This window comes from Paenibacillus sp. JJ1722, from assembly GCF_048282685.1.
GTDB lineage: Bacteria > Bacillota > Bacilli > Paenibacillales > Paenibacillaceae > Paenibacillus > Paenibacillus polymyxa_B.
Map to the genome: position 1 here is coordinate 700,455 of NZ_CP182500.1, position 22,975 is coordinate 723,429.

The 22,975-nt window shown below is 43.0% G+C and carries 17 protein-coding genes; 14 read left to right on the forward strand and 3 right to left on the reverse strand.

Going from position 1 to position 22,975, the window contains the following annotated elements; translation table 11 throughout:
- The 11 genes from ACM1ND_RS03270 to ACM1ND_RS03320 all read left to right on the forward strand — a co-directional run bounded on the left by ACM1ND_RS03270 (position 1) and on the right by ACM1ND_RS03320 (position 12,300).
- Positions 1–1,335 (forward strand): DUF418 domain-containing protein, encoded by a 1,335-nt coding sequence (locus ACM1ND_RS03270; protein ID WP_418027059.1) that lies wholly within the window; start codon positions 1–3, stop codon positions 1,333–1,335.
- Between the two features lie 462 nt (positions 1,336–1,797).
- Positions 1,798–2,946 carry a pentapeptide repeat-containing protein gene (locus ACM1ND_RS03275; protein WP_418027060.1) on the forward strand — a complete coding sequence of 383 codons (1,149 nt, stop codon included), beginning with the start codon at positions 1,798–1,800 and terminating at the stop codon, positions 2,944–2,946.
- A 6-nt stretch (positions 2,947–2,952) separates the two neighbouring features.
- Entirely contained in the window at positions 2,953–3,510 is a 558-nt protein-coding gene (locus ACM1ND_RS03280) for a hypothetical protein (RefSeq protein ID WP_418027061.1), read from the forward strand.
- Positions 3,511–3,530: 20 nt separating this feature from the next.
- On the forward strand, positions 3,531–4,190 hold the full coding sequence (locus tag ACM1ND_RS03285) for a hypothetical protein (protein ID WP_071559355.1): 660 nt from the start codon (positions 3,531–3,533) through the stop codon (positions 4,188–4,190).
- Positions 4,187–5,611, forward strand: coding sequence for a phage baseplate assembly protein V (locus ACM1ND_RS03290; RefSeq protein ID WP_071559354.1), 1,425 nt, complete (start codon positions 4,187–4,189; stop codon positions 5,609–5,611). Before ACM1ND_RS03285 ends, ACM1ND_RS03290 begins: the two co-directional genes overlap by 4 nt.
- Positions 5,612–5,638: 27 nt before the next feature.
- Complete coding sequence (locus ACM1ND_RS03295; RefSeq protein WP_068941311.1) at positions 5,639–6,073, forward strand: DUF4280 domain-containing protein; 435 nt, start codon at positions 5,639–5,641, stop codon at positions 6,071–6,073.
- Positions 6,074–6,084: 11 nt separating this feature from the next.
- Positions 6,085–9,183 carry a phage baseplate assembly protein V gene (locus ACM1ND_RS03300; protein ID WP_418027062.1) on the forward strand — a complete coding sequence of 1,033 codons (3,099 nt, stop codon included), beginning with the start codon at positions 6,085–6,087 and terminating at the stop codon, positions 9,181–9,183.
- 2 nt (positions 9,184–9,185) lie between these two features.
- Positions 9,186–9,515 carry a hypothetical protein gene (locus ACM1ND_RS03305; RefSeq protein WP_418027063.1) on the forward strand — a complete coding sequence of 110 codons (330 nt, stop codon included), beginning with the start codon at positions 9,186–9,188 and terminating at the stop codon, positions 9,513–9,515.
- Positions 9,516–10,051: 536 nt separating this feature from the next.
- Positions 10,052–10,180, forward strand: coding sequence for a hypothetical protein (locus ACM1ND_RS03310; protein ID WP_256703683.1), 129 nt, complete (start codon positions 10,052–10,054; stop codon positions 10,178–10,180).
- 504 nt (positions 10,181–10,684) lie between these two features.
- The gene (locus tag ACM1ND_RS03315) at positions 10,685–11,518 is read left to right on the forward strand and encodes a hypothetical protein (RefSeq protein ID WP_418027064.1); all 834 of its coding nucleotides are present in this window, start codon (positions 10,685–10,687) and stop codon (positions 11,516–11,518) included.
- A gap of 356 nt (positions 11,519–11,874) precedes the next feature.
- Entirely contained in the window at positions 11,875–12,300 is a 426-nt protein-coding gene (locus ACM1ND_RS03320) for a MarR family winged helix-turn-helix transcriptional regulator (protein ID WP_023986869.1), read from the forward strand.
- 266 nt (positions 12,301–12,566) lie between these two features.
- On the opposite strand, the gene ACM1ND_RS03325 is transcribed toward ACM1ND_RS03320, so the two are convergent.
- Complete coding sequence (locus ACM1ND_RS03325; protein ID WP_023986870.1) at positions 12,567–13,541, reverse strand: bile acid:sodium symporter family protein; 975 nt, start codon at positions 13,539–13,541, stop codon at positions 12,567–12,569.
- 115 nt (positions 13,542–13,656) lie between these two features.
- A complete protein-coding gene (locus ACM1ND_RS03330) occupies positions 13,657–14,538 on the reverse strand; it encodes an AraC family transcriptional regulator (protein ID WP_053324575.1) in 882 nt (293 codons plus the stop codon).
- 136 nt (positions 14,539–14,674) lie between these two features.
- On the opposite strand from ACM1ND_RS03330, the gene ACM1ND_RS03335 reads away from it, so the two are divergent.
- From ACM1ND_RS03335 to ACM1ND_RS03345, 3 genes are read left to right on the forward strand one after another with little or no spacing between them, the layout of a single operon-like run.
- A complete protein-coding gene (locus tag ACM1ND_RS03335) occupies positions 14,675–18,031 on the forward strand; it encodes a DUF5107 domain-containing protein (protein WP_418027065.1) in 3,357 nt (1,118 codons plus the stop codon).
- Complete coding sequence (locus tag ACM1ND_RS03340) at positions 18,024–19,310, forward strand: cellulase-like family protein (RefSeq protein WP_418027066.1); 1,287 nt, start codon at positions 18,024–18,026, stop codon at positions 19,308–19,310. The genes ACM1ND_RS03335 and ACM1ND_RS03340 overlap by 8 nt, the downstream gene beginning before the upstream one ends.
- Before the next feature lie 21 nt (positions 19,311–19,331).
- The gene (locus tag ACM1ND_RS03345) at positions 19,332–21,689 is read left to right on the forward strand and encodes a beta-galactosidase (RefSeq protein ID WP_418027067.1); all 2,358 of its coding nucleotides are present in this window, start codon (positions 19,332–19,334) and stop codon (positions 21,687–21,689) included.
- A 96-nt stretch (positions 21,690–21,785) separates the two neighbouring features.
- On the opposite strand, the gene ACM1ND_RS03350 is transcribed toward ACM1ND_RS03345, so the two are convergent.
- Positions 21,786–22,769, reverse strand: coding sequence for a glycoside hydrolase family 5 protein (locus ACM1ND_RS03350; RefSeq protein ID WP_418027068.1), 984 nt, complete (start codon positions 22,767–22,769; stop codon positions 21,786–21,788).
- Between the last annotated feature and the right edge of the window lie 206 nt (positions 22,770–22,975).

Here is a 22,975-nt window from a genome sequence, read left to right on the forward strand (position 1 = left end):
TTGCTAAGCAGTATAAAGCTGATGAGCAGATTCGTTAGAGAGTATGAGGGAGAGGAAAATATTAAAAAACGAGCTTCTTCCGTAAACAGCCAGTTGAATGAAAATCAAGTAGATGAAAAGACGGTTGCTAATAAATTGGATGAAAAAGCAGTAGATACAGCAGGTATATCCAATACATCCTACGACGGTACACAAAGCGATATTCCTTCTCGAAGCTCTGTAGAAGAGTCGAGGAGAAGGCGGGGCACCGGGCGTCTTGTAGCACTTGATGCAGTACGAGGACTGGCGGTGCTGGGAATGTACTTGCAGCACTTCGGATCGAACCCAAACGTTTCTGCAATTGTTTCCGGAAACACGACACTATTATTCGTATTGTGCGGGGGTATATCTTATTCCATTATGGCACAGCGCATGATGGATCGGGGAGCGGATACGGCCGCTTTCCGTGCGCGAATGCTGGCACGCGCCGTATTTGTTGATATTATCGGGTATTTGCTTATTATGCTGAACACTCCATATGGTGTCATTTTGCCTGCCTATGCAGCTATGTTTGTGTTGGCACTAATGTTATTTCGCCGTTCGACCCGCACAATTGTTACAACAGCAGCAGTTTTGCTCGTGACGGCCCCGCCACTAATGATTCTTGGATCAAGCATTTTCTCGAAAGCTTATCTTCTTAGTGATATCGCGGGAGGTCCGATGTCAGCTCTCGCCTTGACTCCTGCATTTGTTGCCGGCATGGCCATTGGCCGCTTTGACCTCACCAGGATACGCACAGCTCTCATACTCGCAGGCAGCGGTATTGTTATGCTTGTGATAGGCAAAACGCTGGCCACTTTTGTGCTTCCAGGTTGGAGCCTTCGTTTTGAACAATGGCTGATCAGCGCACAGGGAATTGCTCCTATGCAGCCGGATGAATACGCAATTTGGCCGCTTAACACGGAACCACCGATGTGGCATATGCTTTTGCAGTCGGCTCCGCACACCGCTTCGTCATTCCAGACGATTATAGGCCTGGGAATCTCGTTTCTGGTATTGGGACTAGCATGCTTCGTGGCGAAGAAATTTTCCGCTGTATTAATGCCTTTTGCGGCAGTCGGGCGCGTGGCGCTGACCATGTATGCCATTCAGTTTGTGGTGGTCTGGATTCTTGATCTGATAGGAATCGGGCATAGTCTCGAAGGCGTTCCGTTCGGCGACCTGATTATCGCAGTGGCGGCACTACTGCTGGGCTGGCTGATTGCGCGGCTTCCTGTCGGCCCGCTTGAAGGACTGATGCGCCGTTTTGACCGAGTATTCAGTCCTACCCAACCAGTCTCACAAACAGTAAAGTAGATAGCCTTCTTGATACTCTATATTTATAGTCATAGAAAGTGCCGGGTTATAATTAAAACGGACTGATCAAACAGGATACCAGATAAAGAGAATACAGTCCGATTTTCGGTATTCATCGGCTCTGATCATGGTGCCTAAATAAACTGAGCTATAAGATGATCAATGAACAGAATTGAAAAAGAGAAACTAATCATGAAAATAATAGAAAATATTAATATTTAATTTCTCGGAAGGGGTGGGTTCAATTGTGAACCCACCCCTTTTTCATTGAGTACAGTTATGGTTCTTTCTGTAAACAAAATCACTAATTTGTCCGATACATACATAAGGATGATTTACTGTTAAATATACCCTTGAAAATTATGATTTCACATATCATTAAAATTAGACTTCGGTTTAAGATAACCAACTACTTGAGGCGTGCAGCCTATGTAAATGTGACGACTAGAAAGGAGATTGAGCGTGAATCGTGAAGAGGTTTTTCGACATTTTAAAAATGAGATCTATGAACCCCTAAAACATCGAATGTTATTCGCGTTGGAAGCCTCTTTTCAAAATCGTAAGCATGCTTTAGCCAAGACATTTTGCAATTCACTGGAGCAGATATTTGAGAAAGTCAAGTTGATGCAGCAAGAAGGTGATAAACACGCCTTGGGATATATATCTTATTCCATGCTTCGTACCGAATTAGCAAACGGAAGGGCGACCTATTTGGTGGAGGCGATGGATAAAAGATGGTTTATGGATCTCCATACTTGTCGAGATACCTATAATGCAGATTGGGCATTTCGCTATTTGAACGAGTGGGAGATGGAATTAAGTAAGCACGCTAAGAAATATGGTGGAAGAATCGGACCAGATGATATTCAGAGGATGAAATTACAAGGGGCAGTATATATTCATCAATATATCATTGCCTTGGCACGTTTTAGTATAACGGAAGAATGGCTGGATGAAATTCAATTTGCCCATGAAATTCAGTTGGAAGATGTGTTTGAACTGAGAATCGGAGAGTATTTAGACCAAAGTGAAGTCGTCTATAAACGAGATGTGCGTATCAAAGATTCTAGTGTGATGAAAGATTGGCTTGAGGAAAAGAAACCATATGACTACATACATGAAGTTTTTCGGGGGATTGACGGGTCTCAAGGAGATTATGAGGGAATACGTCTGCAATATGCCGATTTGAGTGAAAGTTCCTTTAACAATAGTATTTTTACAGGAGGAAATTTGATCGGCTCCTGTTGGAATAAAGCCTGTTTACAAGAAGCGGATTTTAGCGGTTGTTTGATTCAAGAAGCTCGTTTTGAAAAAGCCAACTTAAGAGGAACGTCTTTTCGAGATGCAGTAGCTGTACCTGGAATATACCAGTCTGAACGATGGGAAAGACCTGGTTTTCAACCCGTAAGTTTTGCAGGAGCAGATCTTACAGGAGCCAAATTTCAGGGCGCTTACTTACAGAATGCTGATTTCACCGGGGCTATATTGCAGGGGGCCGACTTCATTGGTGCAGCTATAGAGGGGGCCTGTTTCAAAGGGGCGGTGCTGGATGGAACCCGATTTAGTTTAGGGATGCATCCAGTTGCCCGGGATCTAACTTCATTTGGATGAAACCATGTGGGACAGACGCAATGGAAGGGACGTGGCATAGTGGAGTATTTTCTTTGTCAACATGATGATCGGATGTTGTATTCTGCTGTTCCCGTATGGGACGAAGAAGCCAATGCAGAGATGGTAAGTATAAATGATTGGACGGAATGGCCCCCTTCTTATGCCGCACAGTTTAAGGTCAAGGGTCACGATTATACGGTTTATCCTGATATTCTGATGGGTTCGAGGATGATGGTATTTGATTCTGTACATGAGTTGTTACAGGTCTATACGCCGAGCCTCTTCAGTCGTATGGCTTTGTTTCGGGATATGGAACGTTCTCAGCAAAAGTTGTACTGGATGATTCAGCCCCCTTTAGTGAACTGTGTAGGTGAGCTAAGTACATTTCATCCCGGAGGAACATTGATGAAGTTGGTAGTAGATCGAGAGCGCACCGAGGGAAGGCCCTTATTGCAAGTTCAAGGTTTGCGTGAAACCTGTACATTAGTAAATTTGGCATTAGCAGAAAGTCTGTTGCGGAGGGGAACGAGTGGTATCTCCTTTCAGGAAGTCGATATGCAGTAACGAAATGGGAGGAGATATTTGTGGAACATGTGGATAAGAAAATTGTTTCTTTGCTACATACGGTAAGATCAGAAAATGCCGAAAATAATCCATCCTTAACTGAGGATGAAGCTTTAAGTCACGCACACGAGAAGGAGCCGTTTGGGCAAACATTACAAACATTCATGCAGCTTGCAGGGGAAGGTTTGGTTTTTGCTCAGCGGTATTTAGTGGATGAACGTATCAGTATAACAATGCCAAAGAGCTTTCGGGATATGCCAATTGATGAGCAACTATTAAAATATCCTTCTCATCATCGCCCAGATTTTATTTTCACTAATGAGGCAGGCACGATTAACTTAACCTTCAAGCATACCGAAAGCCCGTTGCAAACAGAAGAGTTGGAGGACTTTACGGATGAGATGGCTCTGGTGGTAAAACAAACCCAGAAGTTGACCGAATGGTTTGGCCATGAAGTGTTGGAGATAGGAGAGACTCGAATAGGATACTGCGAATTCATGACGCCTGTCTGGAATGCACGTATGTATAATTTATCCTTTTTCATAGTATTGGAAGGACGGGCGCTAATGTGCGCGTTTAACTGTACGGAAGAAGAAATGGTGACCTGGAAGCCCGTTGCCCGCAGTATGCTGCTAACGTTGAAAATCGAGTCTGTTCGAAAGGAAAATAAACCCTTATGACATTAACTAACATTACATATGATCGGCTGCAAATTACACCATTTGAATTGGTGAGTATTCAGGAATTGCGTATGACCAAGCGGTTGAATGAGCATACCCGGCTCTCTTTTACAGCTATTTTACCTGAAGAATTACAGGACAGTTATGTTCAATTGATCGAAGCCGATTCCCCGGTTTGTGTATCACAATTGGATGAGGCAGGAACACCAACACCGCTATTTAACGGAACGATACTTCATATGGAAGTCAAAGCTGTCCGAGATGTGTATTACTTGGAGGTCGAGGCTATATCACACACGTATAAACTGGATATTCGCAAAAAAGACAGGTCCTTTCAGGATAAAAATATGAAGGTAGAGGAATTGCTGCGGGCTGTAGGTAGGGATTATCCCGGTTTTGACATTATTGATTCGGCTACAGGGGGAGCAGCTTTAGGTCGCATAGCGGTCCAATATCGTGAAACAGATTGGGAGTTCCTCAAGCGGATCGCTTCGCGTTATCATACTTCACTCACGCCTGCCTCGGTGTTTGATGTGCCGAAGTGTTATTTTGGTGTTGAGGAGACCCAGTCAGGACTTGATTTAACGAATTATCATTACACCATCAGTAAACGAGTCGCTGATTATCGTTATTTTAACGGCAATGATACAGCACATGTAAACGAGCATGATTTTATTGATTATCTGGTTGAGGCGGAGCAAGTTTTGGAGTTAGGCAGCACCGTTACTTTTAAAGGTAAAAGCTTGTACGTGTACAAGGTAGATACTCACATGCAAAAGGGTGTGATGCAGCACGTATATACCTTAACTTCTCACAAGGGATTGAGGCATAAGGAAGTTTTTAACGAACAGCTTATTGGTCTGTCTTTACCAGGTAAAGTCATCCAGGTAGAGCGAGATCGTATCAAATTACATTTGAATATAGATGCCGTTCAAGATCCTACGAAAGCCCACTGGTTCACGTATGTTTCTCCTTATACTGCGGAAGGACATAGCGGATGGTACGTGATGCCTGAGTTGGGAGATACCGTGCTACTCTATTTCCCCGCCCATCGGGAAGAAGAAGGCATGGCAAGTACATCTTTGCGCCAAAAGAATCAGAGTGTAGAGCAGCATGCTCTTGCTAATCCCGACATCAAATTGTTTCGGACCGCCCACGGCAAGGAAATCAAATTAACTCCCGATGAAATTGTAATCACCAGTAAGGAGGGGGCTGTGTATATTCAGTTAAATGAGAAAGATGGTATTCATATTGTAAGCGACAAACAGATTCATTTCTCCGCAGGAGGAAATATCTCCATTCATTCCGGCAGTAAAGTGAAAATCACGGCAGGGAATGAAATTCAAATGACTAGCAAAGGCAGCACCGTATCGCTGGGCGGAATGACAAATGTTCTTGGCAGTGAAGTGAAGACGAACTAGGAAAGGAATGAAAGGGGGAATAGAAGAATGGCAAATAAGTCTCATTCCGATAAGGAACCTATTCAAGCTGGACGGGGAAGTAAACAAGGATATGTTGTTGCTGGGGCGATCTTAAGCTGCAGCTTTGGTACGCAACCGACACGTCTCAAACGTCCGTTCAGTCACGGAGTATATGTAAAAGATAAAGCGCAAATGAACGTTACAGATTACTTGCCAGGAACCAATATCAGCAATTTCGGTCGTTGCTCCTGTCCAGCTAATCCAGCGGTCAAAAGCAGTGACATGGTGGATATCTACGGGGTGAAAAAAGCGAACTGTGTTCCGGTCATCACCGGACCCTGGATCGGCGGCAAAAGTGATGTGCTTGTGGAGGGAGAACCAGCCTTGCTGGATCAATGCTCGAATGCGTGCCTATACGGGGGAATGATTCGGATTACAGACGATGGCCAGACGCTGGAGTAAGGAGGTACAAGTTGAATCACACACAAACGATGTTAACGTATACGGAGTTGGAATGTACAGGTCCATATCCTCTTCAAACAATAAGCGAACTGCGTATTGAACGAAAATTAAATGACCATGCCCGGTTAAAGATCAGTGGATGGTTAGATGAAGAGCAGAGAGATCATTACATAGAACAGGATCAGGATAACGAACCGGTCATTATCCGTACCAAAACAGAGAATGGTCAGCCTGAACGCATTTTGTTCCATGGTTTACTGGTCCATGCAGAAACACGGATGGTGCGTGGCATCTATTATGTGGAGCTTGAAGCCGTTTCTCATACGATTCAGTTGGATATCACACCTGTAACGCGGTCTTATCAGGATACCTTAATGCCCTACGGAAATTTGATCAAGCAAATCATTCAGAAGCACAATCAGGCCGATGTTATTGATAACATAACAGATAGTACTATCTTACATGAATTTACTTTACAATATCGAGAGACGGATTGGGCCTTTCTCAAACGGATGGCTTCCCGGTTTGGAACGGTGTTGATCCCAGAGATCTCATTGAATGGACCTAAATTCTGGTTTGGTATGCCTGAGGGGCAGTACGTTGAGATGAGGCATCCGGTTTACCGTACTCGACATAGTTTTGATCCGAAAAGGACAGCGGAATTCAGCTACATGATGGAGAGTGAAACGTTTGCCAGGCCCGGAGACCTCACGAATTGGAATGGTGAGCAATGGATGGTGGCAGAAGTCACTTCTGAATTGCGGAAAGGGTTGCTATTACACGAATATGAACTGGTTCACGAACAGGGAATTCAGCAAACAGAGATTTTGTGCCCTCACCTCACAGGAGCTTCATTCGAAGGACGTGTAATAGAAGCCAAATCAGGCCGAATCCGTGTTCATCTTACAGTGGATGAAAAACAAGATCGGGATAAGGCGTGGTGGTTTCCGTATGCCAGTAGTTATACCGCCGAAGGACATAGCGGTTGGTACGTCATGCCGGAACGAGGAGATACAGTATCTGTCCGCTTCCCTACAGAGCAGGAGGCGGATGGATATGCGGCAAGTTCCATACGACAAGGGCGAAGCTCGTCCTCCAAGCTCACTGATCCAGCCACCAAGTATTGGGGGACTCCTCATGGCAAGGACATCAAGCTGAGTACCAGTGAATTGAAGGTGACGGCTAAATCGGAACAGGTTCACATTTCAATGAATGGTTCAGGAATCCAGGTCGTCAGTGAACATGAATTGTCATTGTCGGCAGGCAAGACGCTCTCCTTGCATGCGGACGGGGAGTTGAATATTCAAGCTGCCGAGGCTATTTATTTCAAAGCGGGTAGCAGTAGCTTGGTGTTGGATGGGGAAACGGATATACGGTCCGCTAAAGTACAGCTTGAAGGCACGGTTAAAAGATCGGTTTTTGTTGCTGATTTAGCACCGATTTGGGAACCACCACTAATGTCTATGAAAGCTTATGCGGAGGCGCAGGCGGCAAAAAGTGCAGCAAACAGCAGTACAGGGGGAAGCTCCAATTCAAGCGTTACATCGAAAGATGGGGGAGCCGTTAAGTCAGCCGTAAACACTCCAAATTCACCGAAGGCTAGTCTACTCGATGGCGTATTGGGATTAGCCCAGAAAGTATGTGATGTGGCTGCGTCTATTCCTGTATTGGGTGCCATACCGAAAGCAGCAAGTCAAAAAATAGCTTCGATTCGTTCCGAAGTGGCTTCCTCTGGACCGTCATCCATAGTTAAATATGCGGCAGCAGGATTGTCCATGATTGCCAGCGTCCCTTCCCATGTTTGGGGAGTGGTGTTGGGGAAGACGGCCAAGGTTGCTGCTCAAACCTTACATGCACACGCGGAGGAACAGAGGGCCCGTGAACGGCATGCGACGATGGATTTTCTCGGCAAGGTATGGACGAGTGCCAGAGGGTATGGAGAAGTACAATCCATACATGACTTCATCAACTATGTAAAGGGAGTCAATCAAGCTTCAGTACAAGCCTATAGCGATATTCCTTCTGATATACGGGAACGATGGTATCAAAGAAATATGGATCAACAGTTTGAAAATGCGCTGGATGCTTATTATAATAATCAAGATCTCTCCACAGATATAGTCGCATTAATGGAACATCAGCGGCAGACGGACAACCATTTTCGATATAGTGACAGAGCTTTGATGAGCTCCAAGTATCGGGATGATATGAAAGGATATACGACGGAACAGAAGAAATATCTAATTGATTTTCTGAATTCAATTGACGATTATAGAAAAGAGTATGGGCCGTATAGGGAAAGTCCTTTTATGAAAGACCTGGATGAGACTGAGCGGATTGTGCTCAATGAAATCAAAAACTCTGCTTATGAGAGTGTAGAAGCGACATGGGAACGAATACGTAATTTTCCTAATCTAGATATCCGTCAAATGGTGGCCGATAACTTCCAAGCAAAGCAAGACGTAGCAGATAACATCGTTAATGTCATAACGGATCCAGATGCTGCTTATGAAAAAACGATAAACAGATCCAAACAAGAAAATGCCCATTTGTTAGTAGATACAGCATTTGCTTTTATTGTTGGAATGAAAGGAAAGAAGCATTCTAAAGATGACGGTGCTTCACCAGGAGGATCGCATAAGAAGGATGATCATTCTTCTGAGGGGACGGGTAAAGATAATCCAAGAATTCCACATTCTAAAGAAGTTGAAATTGCTGATAAAGCGGGAAACCCTTTAGGAGAGTTTGATGAAATAGATTTAGTGAATAAAGTATTTCATGAAGATAAAAGTGCTGAGGGGTTATCTGTTATAAACCCTAAAACAGGTAAACCGTTCCAAACTGCAGAGAAATGGGCAAACAAACAACTTTATGCAAAAACAAAGGAAAGAATACTAAATCTTCAAAAGGTAGATCATACTAGACCGACAAAGAATGGAAGCAGTGAGATACCTACACTGGATGAGATTAAAGATGTCAGAAGCTTTAACTTTAGAATGAATGCAGATACACCAGAATTAAGAGCCGCTGTTCAGAAAACTATTGAAAAACTCAAAGAAGAATTCCCAGATTATAATTTTACTGCTGAATTTGGTAAAGGAGGAAGTTGATTGTGGCTGTTTCAGCAATAATTCTCGAACCACAGAACGAGTTTGAACAACATTTTAGTATTCCAGTAGCTACACATAATTTTTTTGAAAAATATTGGATACCCGCAATAGAATCAATTAATACAGAGTGGCTTGTGGGTATTAGATACGGGATTGATGTCACAAAAGAAGATTCTATTCACTTGATACGTGAACTAGGCTTTCTTAAAGATTGGGCACAAAGAAACTTACAGGATAATGTTCAAGAACAAATATTATTAAGAATTGACCTTCTTGAAACTAAGCTTCCTACTGCATTTCAACGAGAAGATTCTGTGGTTTTTATTGGTTGATTAGAATTTTACAGGGCGGTTGCTCTAAAAGACCCTACTCAGTGTCGAATAAACCCATTATTCAACCGATAACACATATACCCCCTGTAATACCTATATAAAGATTTCGTCATTTCATTGTACGTATATTAATGCTTTAATTTTATAACCTAAATAACGCTATTCCGTCACATTAAACAGGTTGATTATGGTCAGATACCACCATTATTGACCTGTTTTTTGTTATCTTCGTTTTCTTGCGGTTTTACCAAAATCCATCGCAACCGTACAATACGTTCCCCCGATATGGCAGATGAGAAGGTATCATCTAGGATAAATCGACCGACAATGAATAGTGGGGGCGGCTAAAACGAATATATTTTTGATTTTGTCAGCAACAGAACGGTACAATTATTGCAATTGTTACTCCGAAGAAGGAAATATGGTGACGACCAGTTTACATAAAGAGTAGGTCATGTGGTAAGGCTAGCCGCTAACTCCCACCTTTCTATAAACGAGCGGAAAATCCATCAAAAGTTTTGCCTGTGGGGGAACGCATGAATGACGTACAAATTTCATTAGACAAATTTGCTATTGAATATCGTGGAGTGGCAGTGAACTTCTACAATCAACTAGCCCTGTCCTTTCGGGATTGGTTTGATATTAAGGTCGTTATTCGCCATTAAGAGTATGTTTACCACTGGAATTAGGGATGACGAGGCTCACCTGTACTTGTGTTATCAACCGTGGCGGCAAAAAAAATCAAGAAGGTACACATTTTAAATCGAAACCCATCCTGATTTTTTGGTGAAGTTATGCATGCTGCTTGATGTACTATGCGTGCATTCTTAAGAGGCTTATTTCAATCGATGCGAGTTGGCAAATGATATTTCAGCGCAAGCTCGGGGTGACGGAAGTGCTAGAGCGCGTTTAGAGACATTAAAACGATCATGTTCTTGATAATAGGCGCAATGGGCAGAATTACGCAGGATGGAATTCTGTATATATACGAGATGAATATGGAAACAATGGTTTAATGCGAATTATTTATAAGCAAACTCCCAAAGGAATTGAGTGGCATGTAGTACAATGGCACTAGCTTTTCTATTGTAGAATTGCTTTTTTATTGCCAGTAATCTAAAGTCGTGTAAAAAGTTGAATTAAGTAACAATAAAAGGGGAGAAAGTCTGGTGGACGAGAAAGTTAAATATATTAATGAGCTGTTCAAATATCTAACACAAAATAATGATACAAAAGAATATCAAACGTTTTTTGCTCTATTAAAAAATATAAAATATAATCCTAGCTTGCTAGAGTATTATGGAAAAGAATTTGTTGAACATATGATAGACCTTCTCCCGCATATAGAAGATAAGTATGATCAAGCTTCACTAATAGAAACGATCATTGAATGTTTGGATATTTACACATTTGGTGAAAACTACCTCAAGGAAACTTTTGATAAATATATGTTATGTATAGCTGAAAAAGCTGTTAATGTGAAAGGGATGTCAGCTTGTTTAATAGGGTTTATACAAGCGGGAATTAGTGAAAAAGAAATAATTAAGAAGTTGGAGGAGAATTTAGAGAAAGAACACTTAATAAGTGTTCTTTCAAGAATGTACATCAATTATCTTGCTGATTCTGTAGAAGACAAATCTTACTTAATGAAGGAAGTACAAGAAGCCTATTATATAAGCCAGCGTTCTGGAATCGTCGCTCAATTTTTATTATTAGTGCATCCATATGTTCGGAAATATGCGGGAATAAGTCAGATCACTTTCTTGTATGATTCATACAGAGGTGTGTATGAGGATTGCTGGCCAAGAGGGTTACTTCCTAATATGAAAGACACGCTTATTAAGTCAAAGGTGTTGTCATCAAAGGAAGTAAGTATTTTAGAACAGTTGGATAGGTTAATCAACATGCAAGAAGAATTAGATTCGATGGAAGTCAGAAAATTATATGAAGATTCTTTCGAAGGTAAAGATCCACTTGAAGTAATCTTTACTTTGCCGATGTAGAAAATTAGGTAAAATGATTTCACCTAACCACTTGATGATATGTTCCTGTGGTTAAGCGGATTTAGCCCACCTTATTTAGAAGATGCTGGTTTTGTGGTAAATACTAATTTCGAATGAACCCAACCATACGACCAATAACACTTATGTAATATCCGTGGACGATAGTTAGGATGGGCTACTGTCAATAGAATGGACACTCTGAAACGAGAATCATTATGCTGCATTTGCATACTGGTTCGGTGATGACGGGTTGTAATATTTAAAATATTGTAGGAGTTTTGACCATTCCATTTAAGCTTGATACAATAGGATAAACTTAGTGGAGATACTTTAACATAGAATGGTGTGGTCTAAACTTGCAACATGAAAACGAACTCTTGGATGTATGGTTGTCTTTGTCTCACATCCATTCCACTTTAAATGATAAGTTAGAACAAGCTCTACTACAAAATTATGATTTATCCTTGAAGGAGTTTTATGTTTTGGGTTTTATATCCAATTCCGAGGAAAAAAAATTACGACTGCAGCAACTTCAAGAATTGGTGGGATTAAGTCAAAGTGCGACATCGAGACTCGTAGTGAGAATGGAAGCCAAAAACTGCGGGGCTTTACAAAGATATACATGCGAGGATGATCGACGAGGTGTGTATACTCGGATTACGGAATTAGGTGAAAATAAATTCCAGCGTGCACTTCAAACCTTTAATCAGGTGTTACAATCAGAACTTCAGAAAGATGGAGTGAAGTCACAATTTCAAAATCTTACGCAAAAGCTATTTTAGACTTTGCAACCTGTGTATATCGTTCTTAGTTTCCTTAGGGTAATATGTGGCTTGAACGTTGTGCCACGAAAGGCTCTTTACAGGGGCTTAGTTTATTACCCTAGACGATTCAATAGAAATGTTATGATTGGAAAGTGAACATTTACATGATTGTGCATGCATGTTTTAATTAAGCTCCCAACCATGTGCGCATAGAAACGCCCTTCCGAAACTCCTCCTCATAAGGAGGAGTTTTATCGTCTGGAACCGCCGCCAGCCCCCTTTGCTTAAGAAACTGAGGCCGTATTGCGCTTTTCCTTGGCGTTTCCGCGGTCGCGACGACTTAGCAGAAATCCGACCAGAGATGCCGTGGATTGCTGGAAAATCATCCCGAGTACAACAGGCAGTGCTACCGGGGCCGGGAAATAGGTGATGGCCAGCACAGCTCCCGCGCTAATATTACGCATGCCGCCGTTAAAGACAAGCGCCGTACGGTCTGCATTATTCCACCGCATCAGCCCTGATATCAGATAACCGATCGCATATCCAGTGGAAGCAAGGACGACTATGGATAGGCATACTCCAACAAGCTTGAGATTAAAATCGACCAGATAAGGCGCGATGACAGATCCGTTAATCATGACGACAAGAGCCATAGCCAGCTTGGAGAACGGGCCTAGCCGAGGTCCCCATACCTGCTTGATCTTCCCTTTAGTCCATTCGTTCAATACCATGCCGATTAGCGAAGGAACGACAATCATCCAGAACAGACTCTGCATCATCGCCCAGGTATCGAGATGCACATCCGCTCCGATCAGCAGGGACATGATGCCCGGCACGGCGAATGGGGCCAAAATCGTATCAATTAGAATGATCGCCAATGTCAGCGCCGTGTTGCCTTTATAGATGTTGACCCACACGAAGCTGGAAATACCTGTAGGGATAGCTGCACCAAGAATAAGTCCAGTGATCGTATAAGGATCATTACTGAAGGCCAGATGCCCCAGCATCATGGCGAGAAGCGGCATGGCCAGGTGAAGAATAAACAGACAGGCGATGAGCGGACCAGGATGCTTTATCACATGGACAAAATCCTTAAACCCCATACTGATGCTGCCCGCGAAGGTCATGAATGCAAACAGCCAGGGAGAGAGTTCGGTATATTGTGACAACGGCGTACCGATCAGGACGCCAATTAGAATGCTGATTGGTGTAATTAGCGGCATAGCTGCATTTAGTCTTCGATTCAACGTGAGGAGCATACAAAACTTCCTTTTTTAACCTTAAGTATAGACCTTGCACCCCTGATTCGTAAATGATCTGTGACCTTGCGGTAGCCCGATAGAAGCAAATTTGAACGCTCCTGATGAACATAGATCAACCCTTCAAATTATTTCGATACTCCAAAGGAGAGCAACCCATTATTTTTTTGAATAGCCTGGAGAAGTAGTAAGGGTCCCTAAAACCGAGTTGTATGCTAATTTCTTTAATAGAAGCATTCGTCAAATCCAAAAGCTGACTGGCCCTCTGTATCTTCATTCTTAAATAGTAATCGACAGGAGAGTAGCCGGTGGATTGTTTGAATATCAAGTTCAGATGCTGCTTGGATACCTGAACATGCCGACTAAGCTCCTCAAGCGAAAGGGTGGATTCCAATTGTTCACTCATATAGCGTGTTGCCTTATCCACATGACTCTGGTACGTACTGTCTTCCTTGCGAAATGCAACCGATACAACAAAACTCAGCAGATAACGGACCGTTTGCGATACTTGAACTAAATGTATGATGGAGTATGATTTGTTCAGTAAAAGGTCGTAACACTGATGAAATAGCTCCAGTAGTTTGACTTCATCACTGGCGGCCATTGAAATATACGTTTTAAAAGGCTCAAATAATGCCATAAAATCATCAGCTTGGTCCCCTTTAAGATGAAACCAGTAAATCGTCCAAGGATCTCCATCGTCAGCCCCATAAGCATGTGGCATGTCCCTGGGAATGTACGCAAAGCTTCGCTCCGTCATGTCAATCGTTAGGCCATCCTTTGTTCGTATCCAACCTTTTCCGCTGGCACAGTAGATGAATATATGAGAGTCACATCCGTGCATTCTTTCACGAAAATGATGGCGGGCATGGCTGAAGCAGCCTATGTCCGTAATATATAGATTTTTTGTAAGCGGATTCATATTTAATTTATCCAGCATATAGGGTGGAAGGACATATAACTTTTCACCCTCAAATCCATCAGCTTTCTTATTCATAATCTATCCATCTCCTAGCCTTAGGCGGCTCTAATGATGAAACACGTATATAGTCCATCATAAACAGTGGATTGTCAATTGTCTGTACTGTCACTTACTTGTAAGCTCTGAATATAAGAGCGACTATGAGGGAGTGATGGAATTGAGCATCTTCGACGCTAAGGCACGCGTGTGGGAGGAAACCGTGCAGATCCCCACGTATGGAATTGGCAAACCCGACAAAAATCCAATGTTTCTGGAGAAACGTGTCTACCAGGGAAGTTCCGGTCGAGTGTACCCGCATCCGGTAATTGATAAAATTGAGGATGAGAAGAAACTTGAAAATTACCAAATTGTTTTTCTGGAAAATAAATACTTGCGCATTGAGATCATGCCAGAGCTGGGAGGCCGCATTTATCGTGCGGTCGACAAGACCAACGGTTACGATTTTGTTTATTATAACAGGGTCATCAAACCAGCGCTTGTGGGCTTATTGGGGCCGTGGATATCTGGAGGCATTGAGTTCAACTGGCCTCAGCATCACCGTCCCAACACTTACGGACCCGTTGAATACAAGTTGGAAGAACATGAGGACGGAAGCGCAACGGTATGGGTGAGCGAAATTGATCGTATGTTCGGCACGAAAGTAACAGCTGGATTTACACTCCAACCGGATAAAGCATACCTTAAAGTTGGGGCCCAGCTATACAACCGGACTGCCGAGCCTCAAACGTTTCTATGGTGGGCCAATCCAGCCGTAGCGGTACATGAGCACACACAATCTGTTTTTCCTCCAGACGTATCAGCCGTGTTCGACCATGGAAAGCGAGATGTATCCCGTTTCCCGATCGCTACAGGCACTTATTATAAAATGGATTATTCTGAAGGCGTAGATATCTCCCGATACAAAAATATTCCTATCCCCACTTCATATATGGCCTATAAATCGGATTACAATTTCATAGGTGGTTACGACCATATGAAACAAGCCGGGCTTTTGCATGTGGCTAACCATCACATCTCTCCCGGAAAAAAGCAATGGACATGGGGAAATGGCGAATTCGGCCAAGCATGGGACCGGAATCTAACAGACGAAGACGGCCCCTACATCGAGTTGATGACGGGGGTATATACCGATAACCAACCAGATTTCACTTGGCTTCAGCCGTATGAAGAAAAATCGTTCTCGCAGTATTTTATGCCTTACAAACATATTGGTATTGTCAAAAACGCTTCAATTGACGCAGCCGTTAATTTGGAATTAAATCGCAGCGAAGGGACAGCACAGATTGGAGTCTATGTAACTTCGTCATTTCGTGACGCTGTTGTGGAATTAAGTAGTCAGCGGAAAGTTTATATCCAAGAAACCTTAGATCTGACACCTAATAAGGCCTTTATGCAGAAGACAGTTATTTTGGCTGAGGATGAGGATTATGAACTATGCTTAACCGTCAAAGACGCGACCGGAAGGGAGTTGATTAGCTATCAGCCGAAGAAAAAGGAAGTTGAACAGATGCCGGCTGCTGCCGCCCCCCTGCCAGAACCGGAGGAATTAAGAACGAACGAAGAATTATATTTAGCAGGACAACACTTGGAGCAATACCGTCATGCTACCTTTGAACCCGAGGCGTATTATCTTGAGGGCCTGAAAAGAGATAAAAATGACAGCCGCATAAATGTGGCATATGGTACGTTGCTTCTTCGTAGAGGGTTGTATTCAGAAAGTGAAGAGTGCTTTCGTAAAGCTATCTCGCGGGTAACCTGGCGTAACTCTAATCCCTATGACGGTGAGGCCTACTACCAGCTTGGCTTGTCGCTAAAATACCAAGAGCGGATGGATGAGGCGTTCGCTGCATTTTATAAATCAGTATGGAGTGCAGCATGGCAAGACAGCGGGTATTTCTCACTGGCACAGATTGCGACAGAAAAAGGGAACTATGAAGAAGCGTTGGAGCTGGTGGAGCGTTCGATAATCCGAAATGCTCGCAACTACAAAGCACGCAACCTGAAGTCGGCTATTCTTCGTAAGCTTGGCAGCTACGAAGCGGCAATAGCCTATTCCAAGGAAACAATTAAGCTCGATATCGCCGATTTTGGAGCTTACCGTGAGCAAGCATTATCATTAGAGGCTCTCGGGTTACGAGATGATGCTAAAACGGTCTTCGAAGAGCTGGAAAAATGGATGCGTGGAGATGTGCATAATTATATAGCAGTAGCATCGGACTATGCAGCGGCGGGACTCTATGAGGATGCAGTATGTGTGTTGGAAGAAGCTCCAGAGCAGGCGAAAACATACCCTATGCTGTATTACGTTCAGGCCTTCTGCTATGCTAAAATCGGCAAGTATGAGCAGGCGAATAATGCTCTCGCGCAGGCCGCAGTTGCAGTTCCCGACTACTGCTTTCCTAACAGTCTGTTGGAGTTGGATGTGTTACAATTTGCAATTCGAACGAGACCGGGGGATGGAAAGGCGCATTATTACTTAGGTAATTTACTCTATGACAAGAAACGGCATTGGGATGCCATTTCCAGCTGGGAAACGTCTCGTTCCATTGACGATACTTACCCCGTTGTTCACCGTAATCTTGCTCTTGGATATTTTAACAAACAAGGCCAAGTAAAGAAGGCTCGCCATTCGTTAGAGCAGGCCTTTGCGTGCAATACTTCAGACGCACGTGTTCTTTATGAGCTTGACCAGTTGTATAAGAAGCTGAACATCAAGCCCAACGACAGATTGAACCTAATGGAGAGTTATCTGGGAATCATAAAGCTTCGCGATGATCTGTTTTTGGAATATATAACCGTTCACAATACGATGAAGCAGCATAAAATAGCGTTGTCCTTGCTGACAGGGAGAATATTTCATCCATGGGAAGGCGGAGAGGGGAAGGTAACTGGACAGTATAGGCTTGCCAAGGTAGAGCTCGCGAAGTCCGACCTGAGGTCTGGGCAGATTGAACAGGCTGTAAAAGGGCTGCAGGAGGCTTTAGTGTATCCAGAGAATCTTGGCGAAGGTAAGCTAGAGGGTTCCCGAGATAACGATATCTACTATTATTTGGGCTGCGCGTATGAGCTATTGAAATTAACAGATGAGGCAAGGCAGGCTTTTTCCACGGCCTCTCAAGGACTGGGAGAACCCATTAACGCCATGTATTATAACGATCAACAGCCGGATATGATATTTTACCAAGGATTGGCCTGGCAGAAACTTGGTTATGCGAAGGAAGGCAATCGTCGATTCAACAAGCTCATTGATTACGCCGAAAGGCACTTGTTCGAACCCGTGAAAATGGATTATTTTGCGGTTTCGTTACCCGACTTTCTCATCTTTGAAGATGACCTGAATAATCGTAATCAGGTTCATTGTACTTATATGAAAGCACTTGGTTTGCTTGGATTAGGTCGACAGGACGAAGCTATCTTGCATTTTGAATCGGTGCTTAAGCTGGAAGCTAATCATCAAGGAGCATTGAACCATATGGACTGGAGCTGGGAGGGGAAATCAAATGAGTAATCTCATGAGAAATGTACCGCGCAAATTGACGATCACCATGTGGGACTTTTCTTGGTATACAATGACGCAGGAAGGTGAGCCCTACAGCGATCTTGAAGCCCGTTTTAAAGAAGCGGTCGAAAGAGGCTACAATACGATCCGAATATGTGCTATGCCATTCATGTTGTTTACAGCGGATGGCAAACGTCCTGGACCCTTGGAGTTTGCTAACCTTGGGGAAGTAGGCCAGCGTACGCGTTGGTATAACTGTCGTGGCGGCGCAGTGCTGGACGGGCATGCTCATTTACTTGAACTGTTTAGACAAGCAAAGGCTCATAACTGTTACATTATGTTATCCTCTTGGGAATATCAGCAGAGTCCCAGCTTTCTGGCTCATGCTGAGCTTAGAGATGAATTAGATGCAATACCTCCTAAGGAGAGATTCATGGCCATTGCAAAATCAATGGATCAGTTGATCCGTTTCGTCACAGCAGAAGGCTATAGGAACCAGATCATCTATACAGAGTTGCATAACGAAGTGGAATTTGGGCAGTTAAACGCTGTTGGGACGTCTGAAGGCATAGCCGAAACGAATGTACCAGCGCTTATTGAAGCCATGCAGCCCTACGTAGAAGAAGCGATTGAATATCTTCGCCAATGTCATCCCGATATTATGATGACGGCAAGCTATACGTTAAATGAAGCCTACCCTAAAGCTTACGTCGCGCGCAATATGCAGGTTGCCCATTTTCATCTTTATATTAAAGGAGTGCTCAATGAGCTTATGGAAGCGGCAGGTCTTTATGATGAGTTGGCGCCGTTCCCCAATCCATTCGTACAATCCCTATTAAGAGAAGATGCTCCTCCATTTGCAAAGTGGACCCTGCCTCCGGAGCAGAATTGGCGGATGGAAGGCAATCCAGTCGGCATGAGGCTTATTTATTTACACGACTGGGTAGATCCCGACCAATGGGATTTATTTTTGTACGATCGGTATGGAGACCATAAAATTGCCATGTTGCAGAAGGCCGACACCCGTTTAGAAGAAATTCATGAATGGACTCGTCATTCCGGTATTCCAATTGTCATAGGAGAAGGTTATGTAGGCTACACGCCGCTGTATGCCCAATTTGAAGAAGGCCCAGTCGGCAAATTTATCGCTGAATATGTGTTGCGAAAAGGAATGGCACTTGGGTTCTGGGGAATGACCCTCTGCTCTAACTGTGCTCCCCATCATCCATTCTGGAATGATATCGCTTGGCAGCGCAAATGGAATCAATTTATCTTGAATTCAGATTAACGAGTGAGGGGAGTGAACTCCATGAGAAACTATCGGGTTACAGTCAAAGACGATCAAAAGCATATTGTTAAAGGACATATCAAACTTGGCGGCACCAATCCCAAAGGAGAGGAAATCGGATTCACCAACTATTTTATGGAGAAGGACGGAGAGCCCTTTTTCGGTATTTGTGGTGAATTCCATTATGCCCGTTATGATGAACGCTATTGGGAAGACGAAATTATTAAAATAAAAATGGGCGGCGTAAACATCATTGCCACTTATATTTTTTGGAACCTACATGAAGAAGTTGAAGGTATTTTTGATTGGAGTGGGAACAAAAATCTTCGTCGTTTCATCGAGTTGTGCGGCAAGCATCAGGTATACTCCATGATTCGGATCGGCCCCTTTGATCATGGGGAAATTCGAAACGGCGGTATGCCAGATTGGTTATTTGGTCGACCATTTGAGGTTCGTTCTAATGATGAGGGGTATCTGTTCTATACAAGAAGAATGTATAACGAAATCGGTACCCAGGTTAAAGGGTTGTTATATAAGGAGGGGGGGCCAATTATCGGCACCCAAATCGAAAACGAGCATAATCATTCATCTGCCCAGTGGGCCTTGACTGTAGGAATTAATGATATGTGGTTAAACAGTGGAAGTGACGGTAACTCGCATATGTTAAAACTTAAAGAAATAGCTCTGGAAGCAGGGATTGATACTCCGATCTATACGTGCACAGGATGGGGAGGAGCGACAACTCCTGTACCTGATATGCTGCCATTATGGGGCGGGTATGCCTATTGGCCATGGATATACTACGAAGAGGGACGGTTGGAGGGGATGAACGAGCATCCTGCGACACCGGAATACATTTTCCGAGACAAGCATAATAACAAGATTCCAAAGAGCTACAATTTTGAGCCTCAATACGCGCCTGAAGACTATCCGTACGCTTGCTGTGAAATGGGTGGCGGCATGGTTCAGTTTTATAAATATCGATTCGCATTTCCCTACCGCAGTGTTCCAGCGATGACTGTCATGAAGGTTGCAGAAGGCTGTAACCTGATCGGATACTACATGTATCATGGGGGTTCCAATCCTCGAGGTAAGGTTAACCCGTTCACAAATGATCTAGCTACCCCTAAAATAACCTATGATTTCAACGCCATGATCGGCGAATTCGGTCAAGTAAGGGAATCATACCAAAGAACAAAGCTGCAGCATTACTTTTTTTCAACGTTCCAAAAGCAATTCTCACTAACAAAGACTATTCTGCCAGGGGATACGTCCCAGATGGACCCTTATGATGTGGATACGTTGCGATATGCAGTGCGATCCAGTGCCGGATCGGGTTACCTGTTTCTAAATAATTTCCAAGACCATGCCGAAAATTACGACCTGTGCGATTTTAATGTGAGTATTGAGCTACCCGAGGAAACGATTGTAATCCCTAGTCAAGGTGAACTGACGTTAGCACGTGATAGTTTTGCCATATTGCCATTTAACTTCAATTTAGATGGAATGAAGCTCAAATATGCTACGGCACAGCTGATAACAAGGATAGAAGAGGATGGAGAAGCATATTATTTTTTCTTTGTACCAGAGGGTATGAAAGGAACGTATGTAATGGAGTCAAAAGATATAATCAGTGCCACAATCGACAAAGGTTCGATAGAGCAATTAGATGGGAACACGAACATTAAGGTTGCTGAAGAGGAGGATAGTCTCATCCATCTGGTATCTGAAAGTGGTCAAAAAGTTGCCATCTACACGATGACTGATGAGCAAAGTCTTACATTTTGGAAGGTAAACATGCAAGGCCGGGACAGAGTCATTTTGACAAATGCCAATCTACTTGTATCTGAGGGCAATCTAAGGCTGGAATCAACGGACCAAGAAATGGTAACCCTGAGTGTATTCCCGGATTTTGACGCCTCATTCACATCGATTTCCGGTGGAGAACTGCTTGAAATAACAGAAAACAATGTATTCAAAACATATCGTTTAAAGGCTCCTAAGAAAGAAATTCATTTCAATTTGAAAAGGATAAATAACGATAAATTTACCCTTGATTTCGAATTAGATGCCTTTCACGGAATCAAGGAAGCTCTGCTGCGTATCCATTATACTGGAGATATCGGTTATGCTTTTATTGATGGCGAACTGATCAACGATAATTTCTGCAACCATACGACCTGGGAAATAGGTTTGAAAGCATTTGAGCATCGGCTCATCGAGCAAGGGTTGTACGTATATGTTTCTTCCATTCGAAAAGGTAAGGTTCTCAATAGCAATACGACCATGGCTGGCTGGAAAGAGACGACAAAGGAAAGTATTGTAGATATCGGTTCGGTTAGCCTTGTGCCTGTATATGAAATCAAAATCACCATATAACCCAGAAGGTTACATGGTGATTCCTTTCCAGACTAATTTCACATAAAGTAAGGGGCCAGTGAATACATGAGTATTTTTTATTTTCTTAATGTGTTTTTAGTAGATACCGGCTTTTTTCGATGTTTGTTTGATCCCGTTGCTTCCGTTAACTACAGTTTTTCCCCAATCCGTCAGATTGCCATTAGGTCCTGTTACAAGATCAAGGTAGGAAAGGTTGGAACTATTACCATACCAGGACCAGGCTAACCAGCCTACTCCTTTGGATTGGCCATATCTCATGATTTCTGTCTCGTCGACGTCTGCTCCCTGGTGGTAACCGCCAAATTCACCAATAATCAGAGGAAGTCCTTGATTCAGAACGTTATCAATATTGGTTCGAACAGTTTGAACATCTTTACCCGCGAACTCATACATATGGATGGAGAATACCGTATTCTTCAAAGAGTCAGCTGCAAATACAGATTTACCAAAGTCATTGATAGACTGAGGATATTGTCCCCATCCGGCACAATCGACGATGAGCGTATTTTTGATACCTGCGTTTCTCAACTTGGGAATCGCTTGCTTGTATCCATCAGCCCAACCACTTCCATTCCAAGAACCATACCATTCGTTCGCAATGTTTACGATAACCCGGTCTTCCTTGCCGATCAGAGCATCCTTTATGCTAATCCAGTAGTTCACAGCTGCATCCAAAGACGCATAGTCGTCTTTGCCTGTAGCGTCATGAACTTCAAGCACAGCAATCATTTTGTAACTCGTGACTAGAGAGATAATATTTTTCACGGAATTAATGTCATCCTTGGTGTACTGGTTTCCGTTAGAAAGGACAATTCGGACGGTATTAGCACCTGTCTGGGCAATTGCCGGGATAGCTGTATAAAGATCATTTTTGTACCATGTGTGAGCATGATTGACGCCTCTCATAACAAATGGCTTGCCTGTAGAATCATACAATTTGGCACCGCTTACATAAAATCCTGAAGCAGCTTCTACCTTTGAGAAAACTCCTCCTAAACCAATCATGATGAGCAAGCCGACCAGTCCAGACAATAATGCTTTTCTTAACAATACCTTCATTTTTATTCCTCCCTAAATATATTATTCAACTTCCTGCTATACAGAGATGAGGTAGGTATGTAAGTGTGTAAATAGCAGTAAGCTAAACACAAATTAATCGTTTTCAATTTGGAGAAAAGTTATTTTTGTTATTCTATCATTTGAATTTTTGTTATTCAATTAATTTTTTTTAGTTATTTTTTGTGTTTTCTAATCATAAACACATA

Bases quoted from the DNA above. Each gene is read 5' to 3' on its own strand.
- ACM1ND_RS03310 (WP_256703683.1), top strand. From the start codon at position 10,052: ATGAATGACGTACAAATTTCATTAGACAAATTTGCTATTGAATATCGT.
- ACM1ND_RS03295 (WP_068941311.1), top strand. From the start codon at position 5,639: ATGGCAAATAAGTCTCATTCCGATAAGGAACCTATTCAAGCTGGACGG.
- ACM1ND_RS03345 (WP_418027067.1), top strand. From the start codon at position 19,332: ATGAGAAACTATCGGGTTACAGTCAAAGACGATCAAAAGCATATTGTT.
- ACM1ND_RS03290 (WP_071559354.1), top strand. From the start codon at position 4,187: ATGACATTAACTAACATTACATATGATCGGCTGCAAATTACACCATTT.
- ACM1ND_RS03335 (WP_418027065.1), top strand. From the start codon at position 14,675: ATGGAATTGAGCATCTTCGACGCTAAGGCACGCGTGTGGGAGGAAACC.
- ACM1ND_RS03325 (WP_023986870.1), bottom strand. From the start codon at position 13,541: ATGCTCCTCACGTTGAATCGAAGACTAAATGCAGCTATGCCGCTAATT.
- ACM1ND_RS03340 (WP_418027066.1), top strand. From the start codon at position 18,024: ATGAGTAATCTCATGAGAAATGTACCGCGCAAATTGACGATCACCATG.
- ACM1ND_RS03330 (WP_053324575.1), bottom strand. From the start codon at position 14,538: ATGAATAAGAAAGCTGATGGATTTGAGGGTGAAAAGTTATATGTCCTT.
- ACM1ND_RS03350 (WP_418027068.1), bottom strand. From the start codon at position 22,769: ATGAAGGTATTGTTAAGAAAAGCATTATTGTCTGGACTGGTCGGCTTG.